This window comes from Streptomyces durocortorensis, from assembly GCF_016901035.1.
GTDB classification, from domain to species: Bacteria; Actinomycetota; Actinomycetes; order Streptomycetales; family Streptomycetaceae; genus Streptomyces; species Streptomyces durocortorensis.
The window spans coordinates 1-12,976 of the sequence record NZ_JAFEUF010000030.1 but is presented as its reverse complement, the minus strand read 5'-3'; the positions used below and the strand labels follow the sequence as shown (position 1 = coordinate 12,976).

Annotated in this window: 15 protein-coding genes and 1 pseudogene; 12 read left to right on the top strand and 4 right to left on the bottom strand. The window is 70.5% G+C overall.

What is annotated here, in order from left to right; all coding sequences use genetic code 11:
* Window positions 1–147 precede the first annotated feature (147 nt).
* Together JS521_RS09070 and JS521_RS09065 are read left to right on the top strand one after the other, a co-directional pair.
* Window positions 148–525, top strand: coding sequence for a hypothetical protein (locus JS521_RS09070; protein WP_205082199.1), 378 nt, complete (start codon window positions 148–150; stop codon window positions 523–525).
* Between the two features lie 118 nt (window positions 526–643).
* The gene (locus JS521_RS09065) at window positions 644–1,768 is read left to right on the top strand and encodes an amidohydrolase family protein (protein ID WP_205082198.1); all 1,125 of its coding nucleotides are present in this window, start codon (window positions 644–646) and stop codon (window positions 1,766–1,768) included.
* Window positions 1,769–1,848: 80 nt separating this feature from the next.
* Here JS521_RS09065 and JS521_RS09060 read toward each other — a convergent pair whose 3' ends face one another.
* The 3 genes from JS521_RS09060 to JS521_RS09050 all read right to left on the bottom strand — a co-directional run bounded on the left by JS521_RS09060 (window position 1,849) and on the right by JS521_RS09050 (window position 4,618).
* Complete coding sequence (locus JS521_RS09060) at window positions 1,849–2,835, bottom strand: COX15/CtaA family protein (RefSeq protein WP_205082197.1); 987 nt, start codon at window positions 2,833–2,835, stop codon at window positions 1,849–1,851.
* A 77-nt stretch (window positions 2,836–2,912) separates the two neighbouring features.
* Complete coding sequence (locus JS521_RS09055; protein WP_205082196.1) at window positions 2,913–3,680, bottom strand: ABC transporter permease; 768 nt, start codon at window positions 3,678–3,680, stop codon at window positions 2,913–2,915.
* Entirely contained in the window at window positions 3,677–4,618 is a 942-nt protein-coding gene (locus JS521_RS09050) for an ABC transporter ATP-binding protein (RefSeq protein WP_205082195.1), read from the bottom strand. The genes JS521_RS09055 and JS521_RS09050 overlap by 4 nt, the downstream gene beginning before the upstream one ends.
* 136 nt (window positions 4,619–4,754) lie before the next feature.
* Between JS521_RS09050 and JS521_RS09045 the strand changes: the two genes are divergently transcribed.
* From JS521_RS09045 to JS521_RS09005, 9 genes are all read left to right on the top strand, one after another.
* Window positions 4,755–5,498 carry a helix-turn-helix transcriptional regulator gene (locus tag JS521_RS09045; protein ID WP_201045511.1) on the top strand — a complete coding sequence of 248 codons (744 nt, stop codon included), beginning with the start codon at window positions 4,755–4,757 and terminating at the stop codon, window positions 5,496–5,498.
* Window positions 5,495–6,916 (top strand): Fe-S cluster assembly protein SufB, encoded by a 1,422-nt coding sequence (gene sufB / locus JS521_RS09040; protein ID WP_007448476.1) that lies wholly within the window; start codon window positions 5,495–5,497, stop codon window positions 6,914–6,916. The genes JS521_RS09045 and sufB overlap by 4 nt, the downstream gene beginning before the upstream one ends.
* Before the next feature lie 99 nt (window positions 6,917–7,015).
* A complete protein-coding gene (gene sufD / locus JS521_RS09035) occupies window positions 7,016–8,197 on the top strand; it encodes a Fe-S cluster assembly protein SufD (protein WP_205082194.1) in 1,182 nt (393 codons plus the stop codon).
* Window positions 8,197–8,514, top strand: coding sequence for a bifunctional 3-phenylpropionate/cinnamic acid dioxygenase ferredoxin subunit (locus JS521_RS09030; RefSeq protein ID WP_003969893.1), 318 nt, complete (start codon window positions 8,197–8,199; stop codon window positions 8,512–8,514). The genes sufD and JS521_RS09030 overlap by 1 nt, the downstream gene beginning before the upstream one ends.
* Before the next feature lie 7 nt (window positions 8,515–8,521).
* The gene (gene sufC, locus JS521_RS09025) at window positions 8,522–9,286 is read left to right on the top strand and encodes a Fe-S cluster assembly ATPase SufC (protein WP_073802106.1); all 765 of its coding nucleotides are present in this window, start codon (window positions 8,522–8,524) and stop codon (window positions 9,284–9,286) included.
* Entirely contained in the window at window positions 9,283–10,551 is a 1,269-nt protein-coding gene (locus tag JS521_RS09020; protein WP_010061310.1) for a cysteine desulfurase, read from the top strand. Before sufC ends, JS521_RS09020 begins: the two co-directional genes overlap by 4 nt.
* A 10-nt stretch (window positions 10,552–10,561) precedes the next feature.
* Entirely contained in the window at window positions 10,562–11,017 is a 456-nt protein-coding gene (sufU, locus tag JS521_RS09015; protein WP_307847818.1) for a Fe-S cluster assembly sulfur transfer protein SufU, read from the top strand.
* Window positions 11,014–11,352, top strand: coding sequence for a metal-sulfur cluster assembly factor (locus tag JS521_RS09010; RefSeq protein WP_003969897.1), 339 nt, complete (start codon window positions 11,014–11,016; stop codon window positions 11,350–11,352). The genes sufU and JS521_RS09010 overlap by 4 nt, the downstream gene beginning before the upstream one ends.
* 53 nt (window positions 11,353–11,405) lie before the next feature.
* Complete coding sequence (locus JS521_RS09005; RefSeq protein ID WP_205082192.1) at window positions 11,406–11,771, top strand: VOC family protein; 366 nt, start codon at window positions 11,406–11,408, stop codon at window positions 11,769–11,771.
* A 21-nt stretch (window positions 11,772–11,792) separates the two neighbouring features.
* Here JS521_RS09005 and JS521_RS09000 read toward each other — a convergent pair whose 3' ends face one another.
* Entirely contained in the window at window positions 11,793–12,782 is a 990-nt protein-coding gene (locus JS521_RS09000; protein ID WP_205082224.1) for a DUF7847 domain-containing protein, read from the bottom strand.
* An 84-nt stretch (window positions 12,783–12,866) separates the two neighbouring features.
* Here JS521_RS09000 and JS521_RS36550 point away from each other — a divergent pair.
* Window positions 12,867–12,976: pseudogene (locus JS521_RS36550) on the top strand (iron ABC transporter permease); the annotation flags it as partial.

The window sequence follows — 12,976 nt, the reverse complement described above, 5'->3', positions numbered from 1 at the left end:
GCCGCTCGCTGCGACCCCGGCGCGCGCCACCGCCGCCCGGCCCTCCTCAGTGCGGCGCCGCCCCCCCCGCCCCCCCCCCCCCCCCCCCCCCCCCCCCCCCCCCCCCCCCCCTCGCCAGTTCATCTACCCGTCGGTAGCATCCTGTTCATGGCAGAGACGGCAGCAGACGCAGCGGACACCGAGCAGACCTCACGGACGGACGCCAGGAAGGCGGCGCGCGACGAGCGCAGGGCGGCGAAGCTCGCCCGCGAGATCGGCGCCTTCGCCAAGGAGCACGGCGGCGCGGAGGGGCAGCTCGCCTACATCGGCCAGGCGGGCGCCCGCATCGTCCTGGTCGGCGAGGACGGCGCGTGGGGCGACCTCGTCGCCCCGACCTACGCGGTGGCCGAGAGCGCGGCCGCGAAGTCCGGCATCACGATGCACGACGAGTTCGACGGCGAGTTCGCGCTCAAGGTCCGCACGGGCCCGTACGAGTGGTCCCGGATGGCCGGGATCCAGGTCGGCGGCCCGTCCAACGACAGCTGAGGCTTCCGCCCGGACGGTGTCCCGCCCGGGGAAGCGTCCTGACACTCCCTCGGGCAACACCTGATCCGGGGCTCACCCGTTAGGCCGTGCACACGCACGCCGTCCCAGGGAGCCCCGGATGACCGACACCGTGCCCGTGGCCGACCTGGTCGACCAGAACTGCCACGGCGTGCTGCGCGCCGAGCTGGGCCTCGGGACCTTCGAGGCCCGGCTCACCGCCACCCGCGCCCCGGCCGCCCCCGGCACCACCTTCTTCGACACCCAGACCGGCTTCGCCGTGCGCCGCTGGTGCCCGCCCCTGCTCGGCCTCGAAGCGCACTGCCCGCCCGCCCACTATCTGGCCAGGCGGCGCGAACTGGGCGTCGCCGAGACCTCCCGCCGCCTGCTGCGCGCCTCCGGGGTCTCCGCCCACCTCGTCGACACCGGACTCCCCGGCGACCTCACCGGACCGGCCGAGCTGGCCTCGGCGGCCGGTTCCGAAGCCCGGGAGATCGTCCGGCTGGAGGTCCTCGCCGAACACGTCGCCGACACCTCGGGCACCGTCGACACCTTCCTGGTCAACCTCGGCGAGGCCGTGCACACCGCCGCGTCCTCCGCCGTCGCGTTCACCTCCGTCGGCGCCGGCGCACCGTACGCCGCCCCCGAGCCGCCGGGGCCGGTCCGGGTGCGGGCGGCCGCCGGGCGCTGGCTGGCCCGGCGGGTGACGGAGCGCCGGGCCGCCCGCCGGGGCACGGTGGGCCGGGGCGGCGGCGGGGCGCCCCTCGAACCGGAGCTGCTGGACCATCTGCGCTGGTCCGCGGTGGCCTGCGGGCTGCCGCTGCAACTGCGCCTGGGCACCGCGGACCCGGCCCGCCTCGCCGACTTCGCCGCCGCCACCGAGGGCCACGGCTGCGACCTCGTCCTCCTGCACGGCTACCCGTACCACCGGCAGACCGCCGCGCTGGCCGGCCGGCACCCGCACGTCTACGCCGACCTCGGGACCGTACCGGCGCGGACGGGGGCGCGGGCGGCGGGCGTGCTCGCGGAGATCATGGAGCTGGCACCGTTCGGCAAGCTGCTGTTCTCCAGCGGGGCGCAGGGGCTGCCGGAACTGCACCTGGTGAGCGCGCGGCAGTTCCGCGAGGCGCTGGGGCGGGTGCTGGGCGCCTGGGTGGAGGACGGCGCGTGGACCCGGCGGGACGCGGCCCGGGTCGCCACGATGATCGGGTCGGGCAACGCACGCCGGGTGTACGGCCTGGGATGAGAGCGGTGAGGAGCGGGGACACGACCGAGGGGCGGCAGGCCCCCCGGCCCGCCGCCCCTCACCCGCCGTACGTACGTCCGTCAGACCGCCGTCGCCGGTGCCGTCTCCGGCCGTTCGGCGGAGGGGCCGGGCAGCGGGGCGGGCGCGTCGTCGCCGCGCTCGCGCATGCTGAGGACGAGCCGGACCACGGCGATCAACAGGATGGCCGAGCCGAACATGTGGATGCCGACCAGGATCTCGGGGACGTCGCTGAAGTACTGGACGTACCCGATCGCGCCCTGGGCGAGCAGCACGAGCAGCAGGTCACGGGCGCGGGCCCGGGTGTCGGCGGGGGCGTCGACCACCCGCAGGGCCAGCCACATCGCGATGGCCAGGGCGCAGACCACCCAGGCGGCGATGGCGTGGACATGGGCGGCGGCCGACCAGTCCCACGGCATGCGCGGTACGTCGCTGCTGTCGCCGGCGTGCTTGCCGGAACCGGTCACCGAGGTGCCCAGCACGATCAGCACCACAGTCGTCGCCATGATCGCCCACGCCAGCCGGCGCACCGGCAGCGGGGTCCGGGGCCGCGGCGGGCCGTCGCCCTCGTCGATCCGCACCCAGGTGATCACGGCGATCGCCAGGAGCACGTTGGCCAGCAGGAAGTGCCCGGCCACCGTCCACGGGTTGAGTCCCGCCCAGACCGTGATCCCGCCGAGGATGGCGTTGCCCAGCACGATCCAGAACTGCGACCAGGCCAGCCGGGTCAGCTTGCGGCGGCGCGGCTTCATCGAACTGACGGCGATGATCGCCCAGCCGACCGCGGCCGACAGCACGTAGGCCAGCATCCGGTTGCCGAACTCGATCGCTCCGTGCAGTCCCTGCTCGGGCGTCGCGAACAGGCTGTCGTCGGTGCACTTGGGCCAGGTGTCGCAGCCGAGCCCCGAACCGGTGAGCCGGACGGCCCCGCCGGTGATGATGATGAAGACGCTCATCAGGATGGCGGAGAGCGCGGCGCGCTTCACCATCTTGGTGGACGGCGTCCAGCGCTTGGCGATGAGGGAGATGGGGGTTTCCACGCGGACCATCGTAGGACGGGGCTTGTGCGCGTTTTCACGAGGGGTGGGTACGTGCGCGCCTGCCCGGAAAATCCCTGTGGCGAGCCCTACTCCCAGCGGAAGAACTTCGCCGCCGTGCCGAGCCCCAGCACCGCCCACACCGCGAGGATCCCGGCCTGGGCCCACGGCATCGACGCGCCGTGCTGCAGGACGTCCCGCAGCCCCTCCGAGAGCGCCGACACCGGCAGCAGCCCCAGCACCGACTGCACCGCGTCCGGGAACTTGTCCAGCGGCACGATGACCCCGCCGCCGACCAGCAGCAGCAGGAAGACCAGGTTGGCGGCGGCGAGCGTCGCCTCGGCCTTCAGCGTCCCGGCCATCAGCAGCCCGAGCCCGGAGAACGCGGCGGTCCCGAGGACGAGGAGCAGCAGTACCGAGAGCGGGTTGCCCTCGGGCGACCAGCCGAGCGCGAAGGCGATCGCCGTCAGCAGCACGATCTGGAGCACCTCGGTGACCAGCACCGACAGCGTCTTCGCGGTCATCAGCGCCCAGCGCGGCAGCGGGGACGCCCCGAGCCGCTTGAGGACCCCGTAACGGCGTTCGAAGCCGGTGGCGATGGCCTGGCCGGTGAAGGCGGTGGACATCACGGCGAGCGCCAGGACGCCCGGGGCGAGGAAGTCGACCGACGCGCCCGCGCCCGTGTCGACGATGTCGACCGCGCTGAACAGCACCAGCAGCAGCGTCGGGATGATCACCGTCAGCAGCAGCTGCTCGCCGTTGCGCAGCAGCATCCGGGTCTCCAGCGCGGTCTGCGCGGCGATCATCCGGGGGAGCGGGGCGGCGCCGGGGCGCGGGGTGTACGTACCGGCGCTCATGCGCGCAGCTCCTTGCCGGTCAGTTCCTTGCCGGTCAGTTCGAGGAAGACGTCCTCCAGGGTGTGCCGCTCCACGGAGATGCCGTCGGGCATCACGCCGTGCTGGGCGCACCAGGAAGTCACGGTGGCGAGCAGCTGCGGGTCGATGCTCCCGGTGATCCGGTACGTCCCCGGGAGCGGCTCGGCGGCCCCGCAGCCGTCGGGCAGGGCCTTGAGGAGGGAGCCGAGGTCGAGCCCGGGGCGGCCGGTGAAGCGCAGGGTGTTCTCGGCGCCGCCCCGGCAGAGCTGCTCCGGGCTGCCCTGGGCGATGACCCGGCCCGCGTCGATGATCGCGACGTCGTCGGCGAGCGTTTCGGCCTCGTCCATGAAGTGGGTGGTCAGCACCACGGACACTCCGTCGGCGCGCAGCTCGCGCACCAGGTCCCAGGTGGAGCGGCGGGCCTGCGGGTCGAGCCCCGCGGTCGGCTCGTCCAGGAAGACCAGCTCGGGCCGGCCGACGACCGCCATGGCCAGGGAGAGGCGCTGCTGCTGCCCGCCGGAGAGCCGCCGGTAGGTGGTACGGCCGCAGTCGCCGAGGCCCAGGCGCTCGATCAGGGCGTCCACGTCGAGGGGGTGGGCGTGCAGCTTGGCCATGTGGCGGAGCATCTCCTCCGCGCGGGCGCCGGAGTAGACGCCGCCGGACTGGAGCATCACCCCGACCCGCGGGCGCAGCCGCTCGGCGTCGGCGACCGGGTCGAGGCCGAGGACGCGTACGGTGCCGGCGTCGGGGCGGCGGTAGCCCTCGCAGGTCTCGATCGTGGTGGTCTTCCCGGCGCCGTTCGGGCCGAGGACGGCGGTCACCGCGCCGGTCGCGACGACCAGATCGAGGCCGTTCACCGCGGTCTTCGCGCCGTACCGCTTGACCAGGCCGCTGACCTGTACGACGGGCTCGTTCTCCATGGCGCACCAGTCTAGGCAGCGCCTCGGAGAAGCCGTCCCGCGGGGCCAGATTAGGTAACCCTAAGTGACGAACCGCACCGTTGATCGTTCCGGACCGTGGTTGTCAGAGTCGAAGGAATTACGCAACAATGGTGTTGTGAAATACGACGGACGGGCTCCTCAGGAGGAACTCGCGACCGGTGAGCGCTCGACGCGCAACCGGGTCGCGCGCTCCATCCTGGACCACGGCCCCTCCACCGTCGCGGATCTCGCCAAGCGCGTCGGCCTCACCCAGGCCGCCGTCCGCCGCCACTTGGACGCCCTCGTCTCCGACGATGTCGTCGAAGCCCGTGAACAGCGGGTGTACGGGGCGCGGACCCGCGGCAGGCCCGCCAAGGTGTTCGCCCTGACCGACTGCGGCCGGGACGCCTTCGACCAGTCCTACGACAAGCTGGCCGCCGACGCCCTGCGCTTCATCGCCGAGTCCGGGGGCGACGAGGCGATCATCGCCTTCGCCCGCGCCCGGATGGCCGCGATGGGCGAGGCGTACCGCGCGGCGGTCGAGGCCGCGGAGCCCGAAGGGCGCACCGAGGCCCTGGCCAAGGCCCTGACCGCCGACGGGTACGCTGCTACGGCGCGAAGCGCGCCGGGCCCGCAGCAGGGCGAGCAGCTGTGCCAGCACCACTGCCCGGTGGCGCATGTCGCCGAGCAGTTCCCACAGCTGTGCGAGGCGGAGACGGAATTCTTCTCCAGCCTCCTCGGGACGCATGTGCAGCGTCTGGCCACCCTCGCCCACGGCGACGGCGTGTGCACGACCTATGTGCCACGCAGTGGCCACGCAGCACCCCCACAGACCACCCATTCAGCATCTGCAAGCACGGCCGGGAGGAACCCCGCATGACGCTCCCCACGGAGACTGCCCACCCTGAGCTCGAGGGTCTGGGTACGTACGAATTCGGCTGGGCCGACTCCGACGCGGCAGGCGCGGCGGCGAAGCGCGGTCTCTCCGAGGCTGTCGTCCGCGACATCTCGGAGAAGAAGAACGAGCCCGAGTGGATGCTGAAGCTGCGGCTCAAGGGCCTCAAGCTCTTCGGCAAGAAGCCCATGCCCAACTGGGGCTCGGACCTGTCGGGCATCGACTTCGACAACATCAAGTACTTCGTGCGCTCCACGGAGAAGCAGGCGGCCTCCTGGGAGGACCTGCCCGAGGACATCAAGAACACGTACGACAAGCTCGGCATCCCCGAGGCGGAGAAGCAGCGCCTCGTCGCCGGCGTCGCCGCGCAGTACGAGTCCGAGGTCGTCTACCACCAGATCAACGAGGAGCTGGAGGCGCAGGGTGTCATCTTCATGGACACCGACACCGCGCTGAAGGAGCACCCGGAGCTCTTCAAGGAGTACTTCGGCACCGTCATCCCCGTCGGTGACAACAAGTTCGCCTCGCTGAACTCGGCCGTGTGGTCCGGCGGCTCGTTCATCTACGTGCCCAAGGGCGTCCACGTGGACATCCCGCTCCAGGCCTACTTCCGTATCAACACGGAGAACATGGGCCAGTTCGAGCGGACGCTGATCATCGTCGACGAGGACGCCTACGTCCACTACGTCGAGGGCTGCACCGCCCCGATCTACTCCTCGGACTCGCTGCACAGCGCCGTGGTCGAGATCATCGTGAAGAAGGGCGGCCGCTGCCGCTACACGACCATCCAGAACTGGTCGAACAACGTCTACAACCTGGTCACCAAGCGGGCCGTGGCCTACGAGGGCGCGACCATGGAGTGGGTCGACGGCAACATCGGCTCCAAGGTGACCATGAAGTACCCGGCCGTCTACCTGATGGGCGAGCACGCCAAGGGCGAGACCCTGTCCATCGCCTTCGCGGGCGAGGGCCAGCACCAGGACGCCGGCGCCAAGATGGTCCACATGGCCCCGAACACCTCCTCCAACATCGTCTCCAAGTCGGTGGCGCGAGGCGGCGGCCGTACGTCCTACCGCGGACTGATCGAGATCGGCGAGGGCGCGCCGGGCGCGAAGTCCAACGTCCTCTGCGACGCTCTGCTCGTCGACACGATCTCCCGCTCGGACACCTACCCCTACGTCGACGTCCGCGAGGACGACGTGTCGATGGGCCACGAGGCGACCGTCTCCAAGGTCTCCGAGGACCAGCTCTTCTACCTCATGAGCCGCGGACTCACCGAGTTCGAGGCCATGGCGATGATCGTGCGCGGCTTCGTCGAGCCGATCGCCAAGGAGCTGCCCATGGAGTACGCCCTGGAGCTCAACCGGCTGATCGAGCTGCAGATGGAGGGTTCGGTCGGCTAGGTCCGCGCCCGCGGACCACCGGGACGGCCGTTCACCCCCCCCCCCGCCCCACCGAATCCCCCGAGTTCTTGACTGAAGAAAGCGAGCACTACGACAGCCATGGCTGAGGCTCAGAACACTCCGGCGGGCTCCACCACCGCCGGCTCCATCGCGGTGGCCGCCGAGTCGACCGTCGCCACTCGCATGAGCGCACCCCCGTCCTTCGACGTCGCGGACTTCCCCGTCCCGCACGGCCGCGAGGAGGAGTGGCGTTTCACGCCGCTGGAGCGCCTGCGTGGGCTGCACGACGGCACCGCCGTCGCCACCGGCAGCGGCGTGAAGGTCGCCATCGAGGCGCCCGAGGGCGTCACGGTCGAGACCGTCGGCCGCGACGACTCCCGGCTCGGCAAGGCCGGCACCCCGGTGGACCGGGTCGCCGCCCAGGCCTACAGCTCCTTCGAGCAGGCGTCGGTCGTCACGGTCGCCAAGGAGGCCGTGCTCACCGAGCCGATCCGGATCGCCGTGCACGGCGAGGGCGGCGTCGCCTTCGGCCACCAGCTCATCGAGCTGGGCGCCTTCGCCGAGGCCGTCGTCGTCATCGACCACACCGGTGACGCGGTGCTCGCCGCCAACGTCGACTACGTGCTGGGCGATGGCGCCAAGCTCACCGTCGTCTCCGTCCAGGACTGGGACGACACCGCCGTCCACGTCGGCCAGCACAACGCGCTGGTCGGCCGGGACGCCTCGTTCAAGTCGATCGTCGTCACCTTCGGCGGCGACGTCGTGCGCCTGCACCCCCGGGTCGCCTACGCGGCCACCGGCGGCGAGGCGGAGCTCTTCGGTCTGTACTTCACCGACAAGGGCCAGCACCAGGAGCACCGCCTGCTGGTCGACCACAACACCCCGCACTGCAAGTCCAACGCGGTGTACAAGGGCGCCCTCCAGGGCGACGGCGCGCACGCCGTCTGGATCGGCGATGTCCTCATCCAGGCCGCGGCCGAGGGCACCGACACCTACGAGATGAACCGGAACCTCGTCCTCACCGACGGGGCCCGGGTCGACTCCGTGCCCAACCTGGAGATCGAGACCGGCGAGATCGTCGGCGCCGGCCACGCCTCGGCGACCGGCCGCTTCGACGACGAGCAGCTCTTCTACCTCCAGTCCCGCGGCATCCCGGCCGAGGAGGCCCGACGCCTGGTCGTGCGCGGCTTCTTCGCCGAGCTGGTCCAGCAGATCGGCCTGCCGGACGTCGAGGAGCGGCTCATCGAGAAGATCGAGGCCGAGCTGAAGGCGTCCGTCTGATGTCCTTCGTCAAAGCCTGTGCGCTGAGTGAGCTGGAGGACGACACCCCCAAGCGGGTGGAGCTCGACGGCACACCCGTCTCCGTCGTCCGCACCGAGGGCGAGGTGTTCGCGATCAACGACATCTGCTCGCACGCGAACGTCTCCCTCTCGGAGGGCGAGGTGGAGGACTGCGCGATCGAGTGCTGGCTGCACGGATCGTCGTTCGACCTCCGCACCGGCAAGCCGTCCGGCCTTCCCGCGACGCGCCCCGTCCCCGTATACCCCGTAAAGATCGAAGGGGACGATGTGCTCGTCTCCGTCACCCAGGAGTCCTGAGTCACCCATGGCAACGCTTGAAATCCGCGACCTGCACGTCACCGTCGAGGCCGACAACGCCACGAAGGAGATCCTCAAGGGCGTCGACCTGACCGTGAAGCAGGGCGAGACCCACGCCATCATGGGCCCCAACGGGTCCGGCAAGTCCACCCTCGCGTACTCGCTCGCGGGTCACCCCAAGTACACGATCACCAGCGGTACGGTCACCCTGGACGGCGAGGACGTCCTGGAGATGTCCGTCGACGAGCGGGCCCGTGCCGGCCTGTTCCTCGCCATGCAGTACCCGGTCGAGATCCCCGGTGTCTCGGTCTCCAACTTCCTGCGCACCTCCGCCACCGCCATCCGCGGCGAGGCCCCCAAGCTGCGGACGTGGGTCAAGGAGGTCAAGGAGACGATGGCCGGGCTCCAGATGGACCCGTCCTTCGCCGAGCGCAACGTCAACGAGGGCTTCTCCGGCGGTGAGAAGAAGCGCCACGAGATCCTTCAGCTGGAGCTCCTCAAGCCGAAGATCGCCGTCCTGGACGAGACCGACTCCGGCCTGGACGTCGACGCGCTCAAGACCGTCTCCGAGGGCGTCAACCGGGTCCGCGAGACCGGCGAGGTCGGCACGCTGCTGATCACGCACTACACCCGCATCCTGAAGTACATCAAGCCCGACTTCGTGCACGTCTTCGCCAACGGCCGGATCGCGGCCTCCGGCGGTGCAGAGCTGGCCGACCAGCTGGAGAACGAGGGCTACGAGGCCTACACGAAGGGTGGCGCTTCCGCGTGACTGACGCCCGACAGGGGCTCTCCGGCCTCCTCGACACCGAGGCGATCCGCAAGGACTTCCCGCTCCTGGACCGCACGGTCCACGACGGCAAGAAGGTCGTGTACCTGGACTCCGCGGCGACCTCGCAGAAGCCGCGCCAGGTCCTCGACGCGCTCAACACGTACTACGAGCGTCACAACGCGAACGTGCACCGCGGCGTCTACACGATCGCCGAGGAGGCCACCGCGCTGTACGAGGGCGCCCGCGACAAGGTCGCCGCCTTCATCAACGCACCCAGCCGTGACGAGGTGATCTTCACGAAGAACGCCTCGGAGTCGCTGAACCTCGTGGCGAACATGCTCGGCTGGGCGGACGAGCCCTATCGGGTGGACCGTGACACGGAGATCGTCACCACGGAGATGGAGCACCACTCCAACATCGTGCCGTGGCAGCTGCTCGCGCAGCGCACCGGCGCGAAGCTGAAGTGGTTCGGCATCACCGACGACGGTCGGCTCGACCTGTCCAACATCGACGAGATCATCACCGAGAAGACGAAGATCGTCTCCTTCACGCTGGTCTCCAACATCCTGGGCACGGTCAACCCGGTCGAGCAGATCATCCGCCGCGCCCAGCAGGTCGGCGCGCTGGTCTGTATCGACGCCTCGCAGGCGGCCCCGCACATGGTGCTCGACGTGCAGGCGCTCCAGGCGGACTTCGTGGCCTTCACCGGCCACAAGATGGTCGGCCCGACGGGCATCGGCGTGCTGTGGGGACGGCAGGAGCTCCTGGAGGACCTGCCTCCGTTCCTCGGCGGCGGCGAGATGATCGAGACCGTGTCGATGCACTCCTCGACGTACGCCCCCGCTCCGCACAAGTTCGAGGCCGGTACGCCCCCGATCGCCCAGGCCGTCGGCCTCGGCGCGGCCGTGGACTACCTCACCTCGATCGGCATGGAGAAGATCCACAGCCACGAGAAGGCGATCACCGAGTACGCGCTGAAGCGCCTCCTGGAGGTCCCCGACCTGCGGATCATCGGTCCGACGACGGCCGAGGACCGCGGCGCGGCGATCTCCTTCACACTCGGCGACATCCACCCGCACGACGTGGGCCAGGTCCTCGACGAGCAGGGCATCGCCGTCCGGGTCGGCCACCACTGCGCCCGCCCGGTCTGCCTGCGGTACGGAATTCCCGCGACGACGCGAGCGTCGTTCTATCTGTACTCCACGCCCGCCGAGGTCGACGCCCTGGTGGACGGCCTGGAGCACGTCCGGAACTTCTTCGGGTGAGGGCTGACTGGTGAAGCTTGATTCCATGTACCAGGAAGTGATCCTGGACCACTACAAGCACCCCCACGGGCGCGGCCTGCGGGACGGCGACGCCGAGGTGCACCACGTCAACCCGACGTGCGGCGACGAGATCACGCTCCGCGTGAAGTACGACGGCGAGACCATCGCCGACGTGAGCTACGAGGGCCAGGGCTGCTCCATCAGCCAGGCCTCCGCCTCCGTGCTGAACGAGCTGCTCGTCGGCAAGGAGCTGTCCCAGGCGCAGAAGATCCAGGGCGCCTTCCTGGAGCTGATGCAGTCCAAGGGCCAGCTGGAGCCGGACGACGCGATGGAGGAGGTGCTGGAGGACGCCGTCGCGTTCGCCGGCGTCTCCAAGTACCCCGCCCGGGTCAAGTGCGCGCTGCTGAGCTGGATGGCGTGGAAGGACGCGACGGCCAAGGCGCTGTCCGAAGGGAAGACCGCATGAGCGACAACGAGACCGCGACCATGAAGCCGGCCTCCGAGGAGGAGGTCCGCGAGGCGCTGTACGACGTCGTCGACCCCGAGCTGGGCATCGACGTCGTCAACCTGGGCCTGATCTACGGCATCCACGTCGACGACGCCAACATCGCCACCCTCGACATGACCCTGACGTCCGCGGCCTGCCCGCTGACCGACGTCATCGAGGACCAGGCGAAGTCCGCCACGGACGGCATCGTCAACGAGCTGCGGATCAACTGGGTCTGGATGCCGCCGTGGGGCCCGGACAAGATCACCGACGACGGACGCGAGCAGCTCCGCGCGCTGGGGTTCAACGTCTGACACGCTCCCCGAAGAGCGATCAACGGCCATGCCCGCCAGGCAGACTGGCGGGCATGGCCGTCTCCATGTACCACATCGCCGTCGACGCTCACGACCTGCCGCGCATGGCCCGCTTCTGGAGTGCGGTGCTGGACTGGCAGGTGCTCTTCGAGCACGAGGAGGAGATCATCATCGGCGCGCACGAGACCGCGCTGCCGGGCATGTGCTTCCTCCCCGTGCCCGAGGGGAAGACCGTCAAGAACCGGCTGCACATCGATCTGACCCCGGACGACCAGGACGCCGAGGTGACGCGGATCCTCGCACTCGGCGCCCGGCGGGTGGACGTCGGGCAGGGGCCGGACGTCACCTTCGTGGTGATGGCCGACCCCGAGGGCAACGAGTTCTGCGTGCTGCGCCCCAAGCGGACCCTGACCGACTGAGGCCGCGGCCTGGCTCCTCGTTCAGACGTGGGCGGGCGGCGGTGGACCGTACTGCTCCGGCAGCGTCTGCGCCGCCGCCCCGGCCAGGACCGGGCCCAGGTTCTCCGTACGCATCCGGAGGTCGACGTAGAGCAGGCCGTTCACCAGCGGCGGGAGGATCATCGTGATCAACTGCGAGATCATCTGGCTGATGAACGACAGCAGCATCACGCTGCCGAGCATGGCGATGAGCGCTCCGTCGCTCGGCTCGGCGCCCATGTCCGCGGGGGCGAACAGGCCGGGCAGCATGCCGATCATCTGGAACGGCATCTGGATCATGAAGCCGATCATGGCCGCGATGCCGAAGCCGAGCAGTGTGACGCCGAAGACTCGCCACCAGGTGCCGCGCACGAGCTGGGCCGAGCGTCGCAGGGCTCCCACCGGGCGCTGGTTCTCGAAGACCACGATGGTCGTGGCCAGGGAGAACCGCACCCAGAGCCACATCCCCACCGGAGCGATGAGCAGCCCGACGAGGGCGCCGATCAGCGTCAACGGCAGCGCACCGTCCTCGTCGCCCAGCGAGACCGTGTAGACCATCAGCCCGGCGAAGGCGACCATGAGGGGCGCCATCGGGATGAGCATGACCAGCCCGGTCAGGAACACCGTGCCGATGAGCGCCCAGACCCGCGACCACGCCCGCTTCCAGACCTCTCCGAAGCGGATCGGGCGGCCCAGGACGGCTTCCTGGAGGACGACGGGGGCCGCCGCCTGCATCATGGCCGACGCCAGCAGGTAGACGATCATGCCGATGACCATCAGCACGCCGAACGCCACGCCCAGCGGGACGAGTTCGTCGGCGTCGGGGGAGCCCGAGGAGCCGGACGTCAGCTCGTCCCACTGGCTTGCCACCGCGGAGGCGGCCACCACCAGGGCGACGGCCATCACGAGCGTCGCCGCACCGAACAGCGTCAGAGCCACGCCGATCAGCGGCTTCCAGTACCGCCCGATCGTTGCGAAGGCGCCGCTGAGTATGTCCGAGACCCTCAGCGGCGCCAGGGGTATCACCCCCGGCTTGGGCGGTGCGGCCCACCCGCCGTGCCAGCCGCCGCCCGGCCCCTGCGCGCCCCCCTCCTCGGGACCGGGGGCGGCTCCGCCGGGCGGGAAGGCGCGACGCCGGTGAAGCTCGCCCTGGCCGGGGCCGCGACCGCCGCCGTCCTCACCTCGAT

What these genes read in the sequence shown, in the direction of transcription:
- JS521_RS09070 (WP_205082199.1), top strand. Translation starts at nt 148, where the DNA reads ATGGCAGAGACGGCAGCAGACGCAGCGGACACCGAGCAGACCTCACGG.
- JS521_RS09065 (WP_205082198.1), top strand. Translation starts at nt 644, where the DNA reads ATGACCGACACCGTGCCCGTGGCCGACCTGGTCGACCAGAACTGCCAC.
- JS521_RS09060 (WP_205082197.1), bottom strand. Translation starts at nt 2,835, where the DNA reads ATGGTCCGCGTGGAAACCCCCATCTCCCTCATCGCCAAGCGCTGGACG.
- JS521_RS09055 (WP_205082196.1), bottom strand. Translation starts at nt 3,680, where the DNA reads ATGAGCGCCGGTACGTACACCCCGCGCCCCGGCGCCGCCCCGCTCCCC.
- JS521_RS09050 (WP_205082195.1), bottom strand. Translation starts at nt 4,618, where the DNA reads ATGGAGAACGAGCCCGTCGTACAGGTCAGCGGCCTGGTCAAGCGGTAC.
- sufB (WP_007448476.1), top strand. Translation starts at nt 5,495, where the DNA reads ATGACGCTCCCCACGGAGACTGCCCACCCTGAGCTCGAGGGTCTGGGT.
- sufD (WP_205082194.1), top strand. Translation starts at nt 7,016, where the DNA reads ATGGCTGAGGCTCAGAACACTCCGGCGGGCTCCACCACCGCCGGCTCC.
- JS521_RS09030 (WP_003969893.1), top strand. Translation starts at nt 8,197, where the DNA reads ATGTCCTTCGTCAAAGCCTGTGCGCTGAGTGAGCTGGAGGACGACACC.
- sufC (WP_073802106.1), top strand. Translation starts at nt 8,522, where the DNA reads ATGGCAACGCTTGAAATCCGCGACCTGCACGTCACCGTCGAGGCCGAC.
- JS521_RS09010 (WP_003969897.1), top strand. Translation starts at nt 11,014, where the DNA reads ATGAGCGACAACGAGACCGCGACCATGAAGCCGGCCTCCGAGGAGGAG.
- JS521_RS09005 (WP_205082192.1), top strand. Translation starts at nt 11,406, where the DNA reads ATGGCCGTCTCCATGTACCACATCGCCGTCGACGCTCACGACCTGCCG.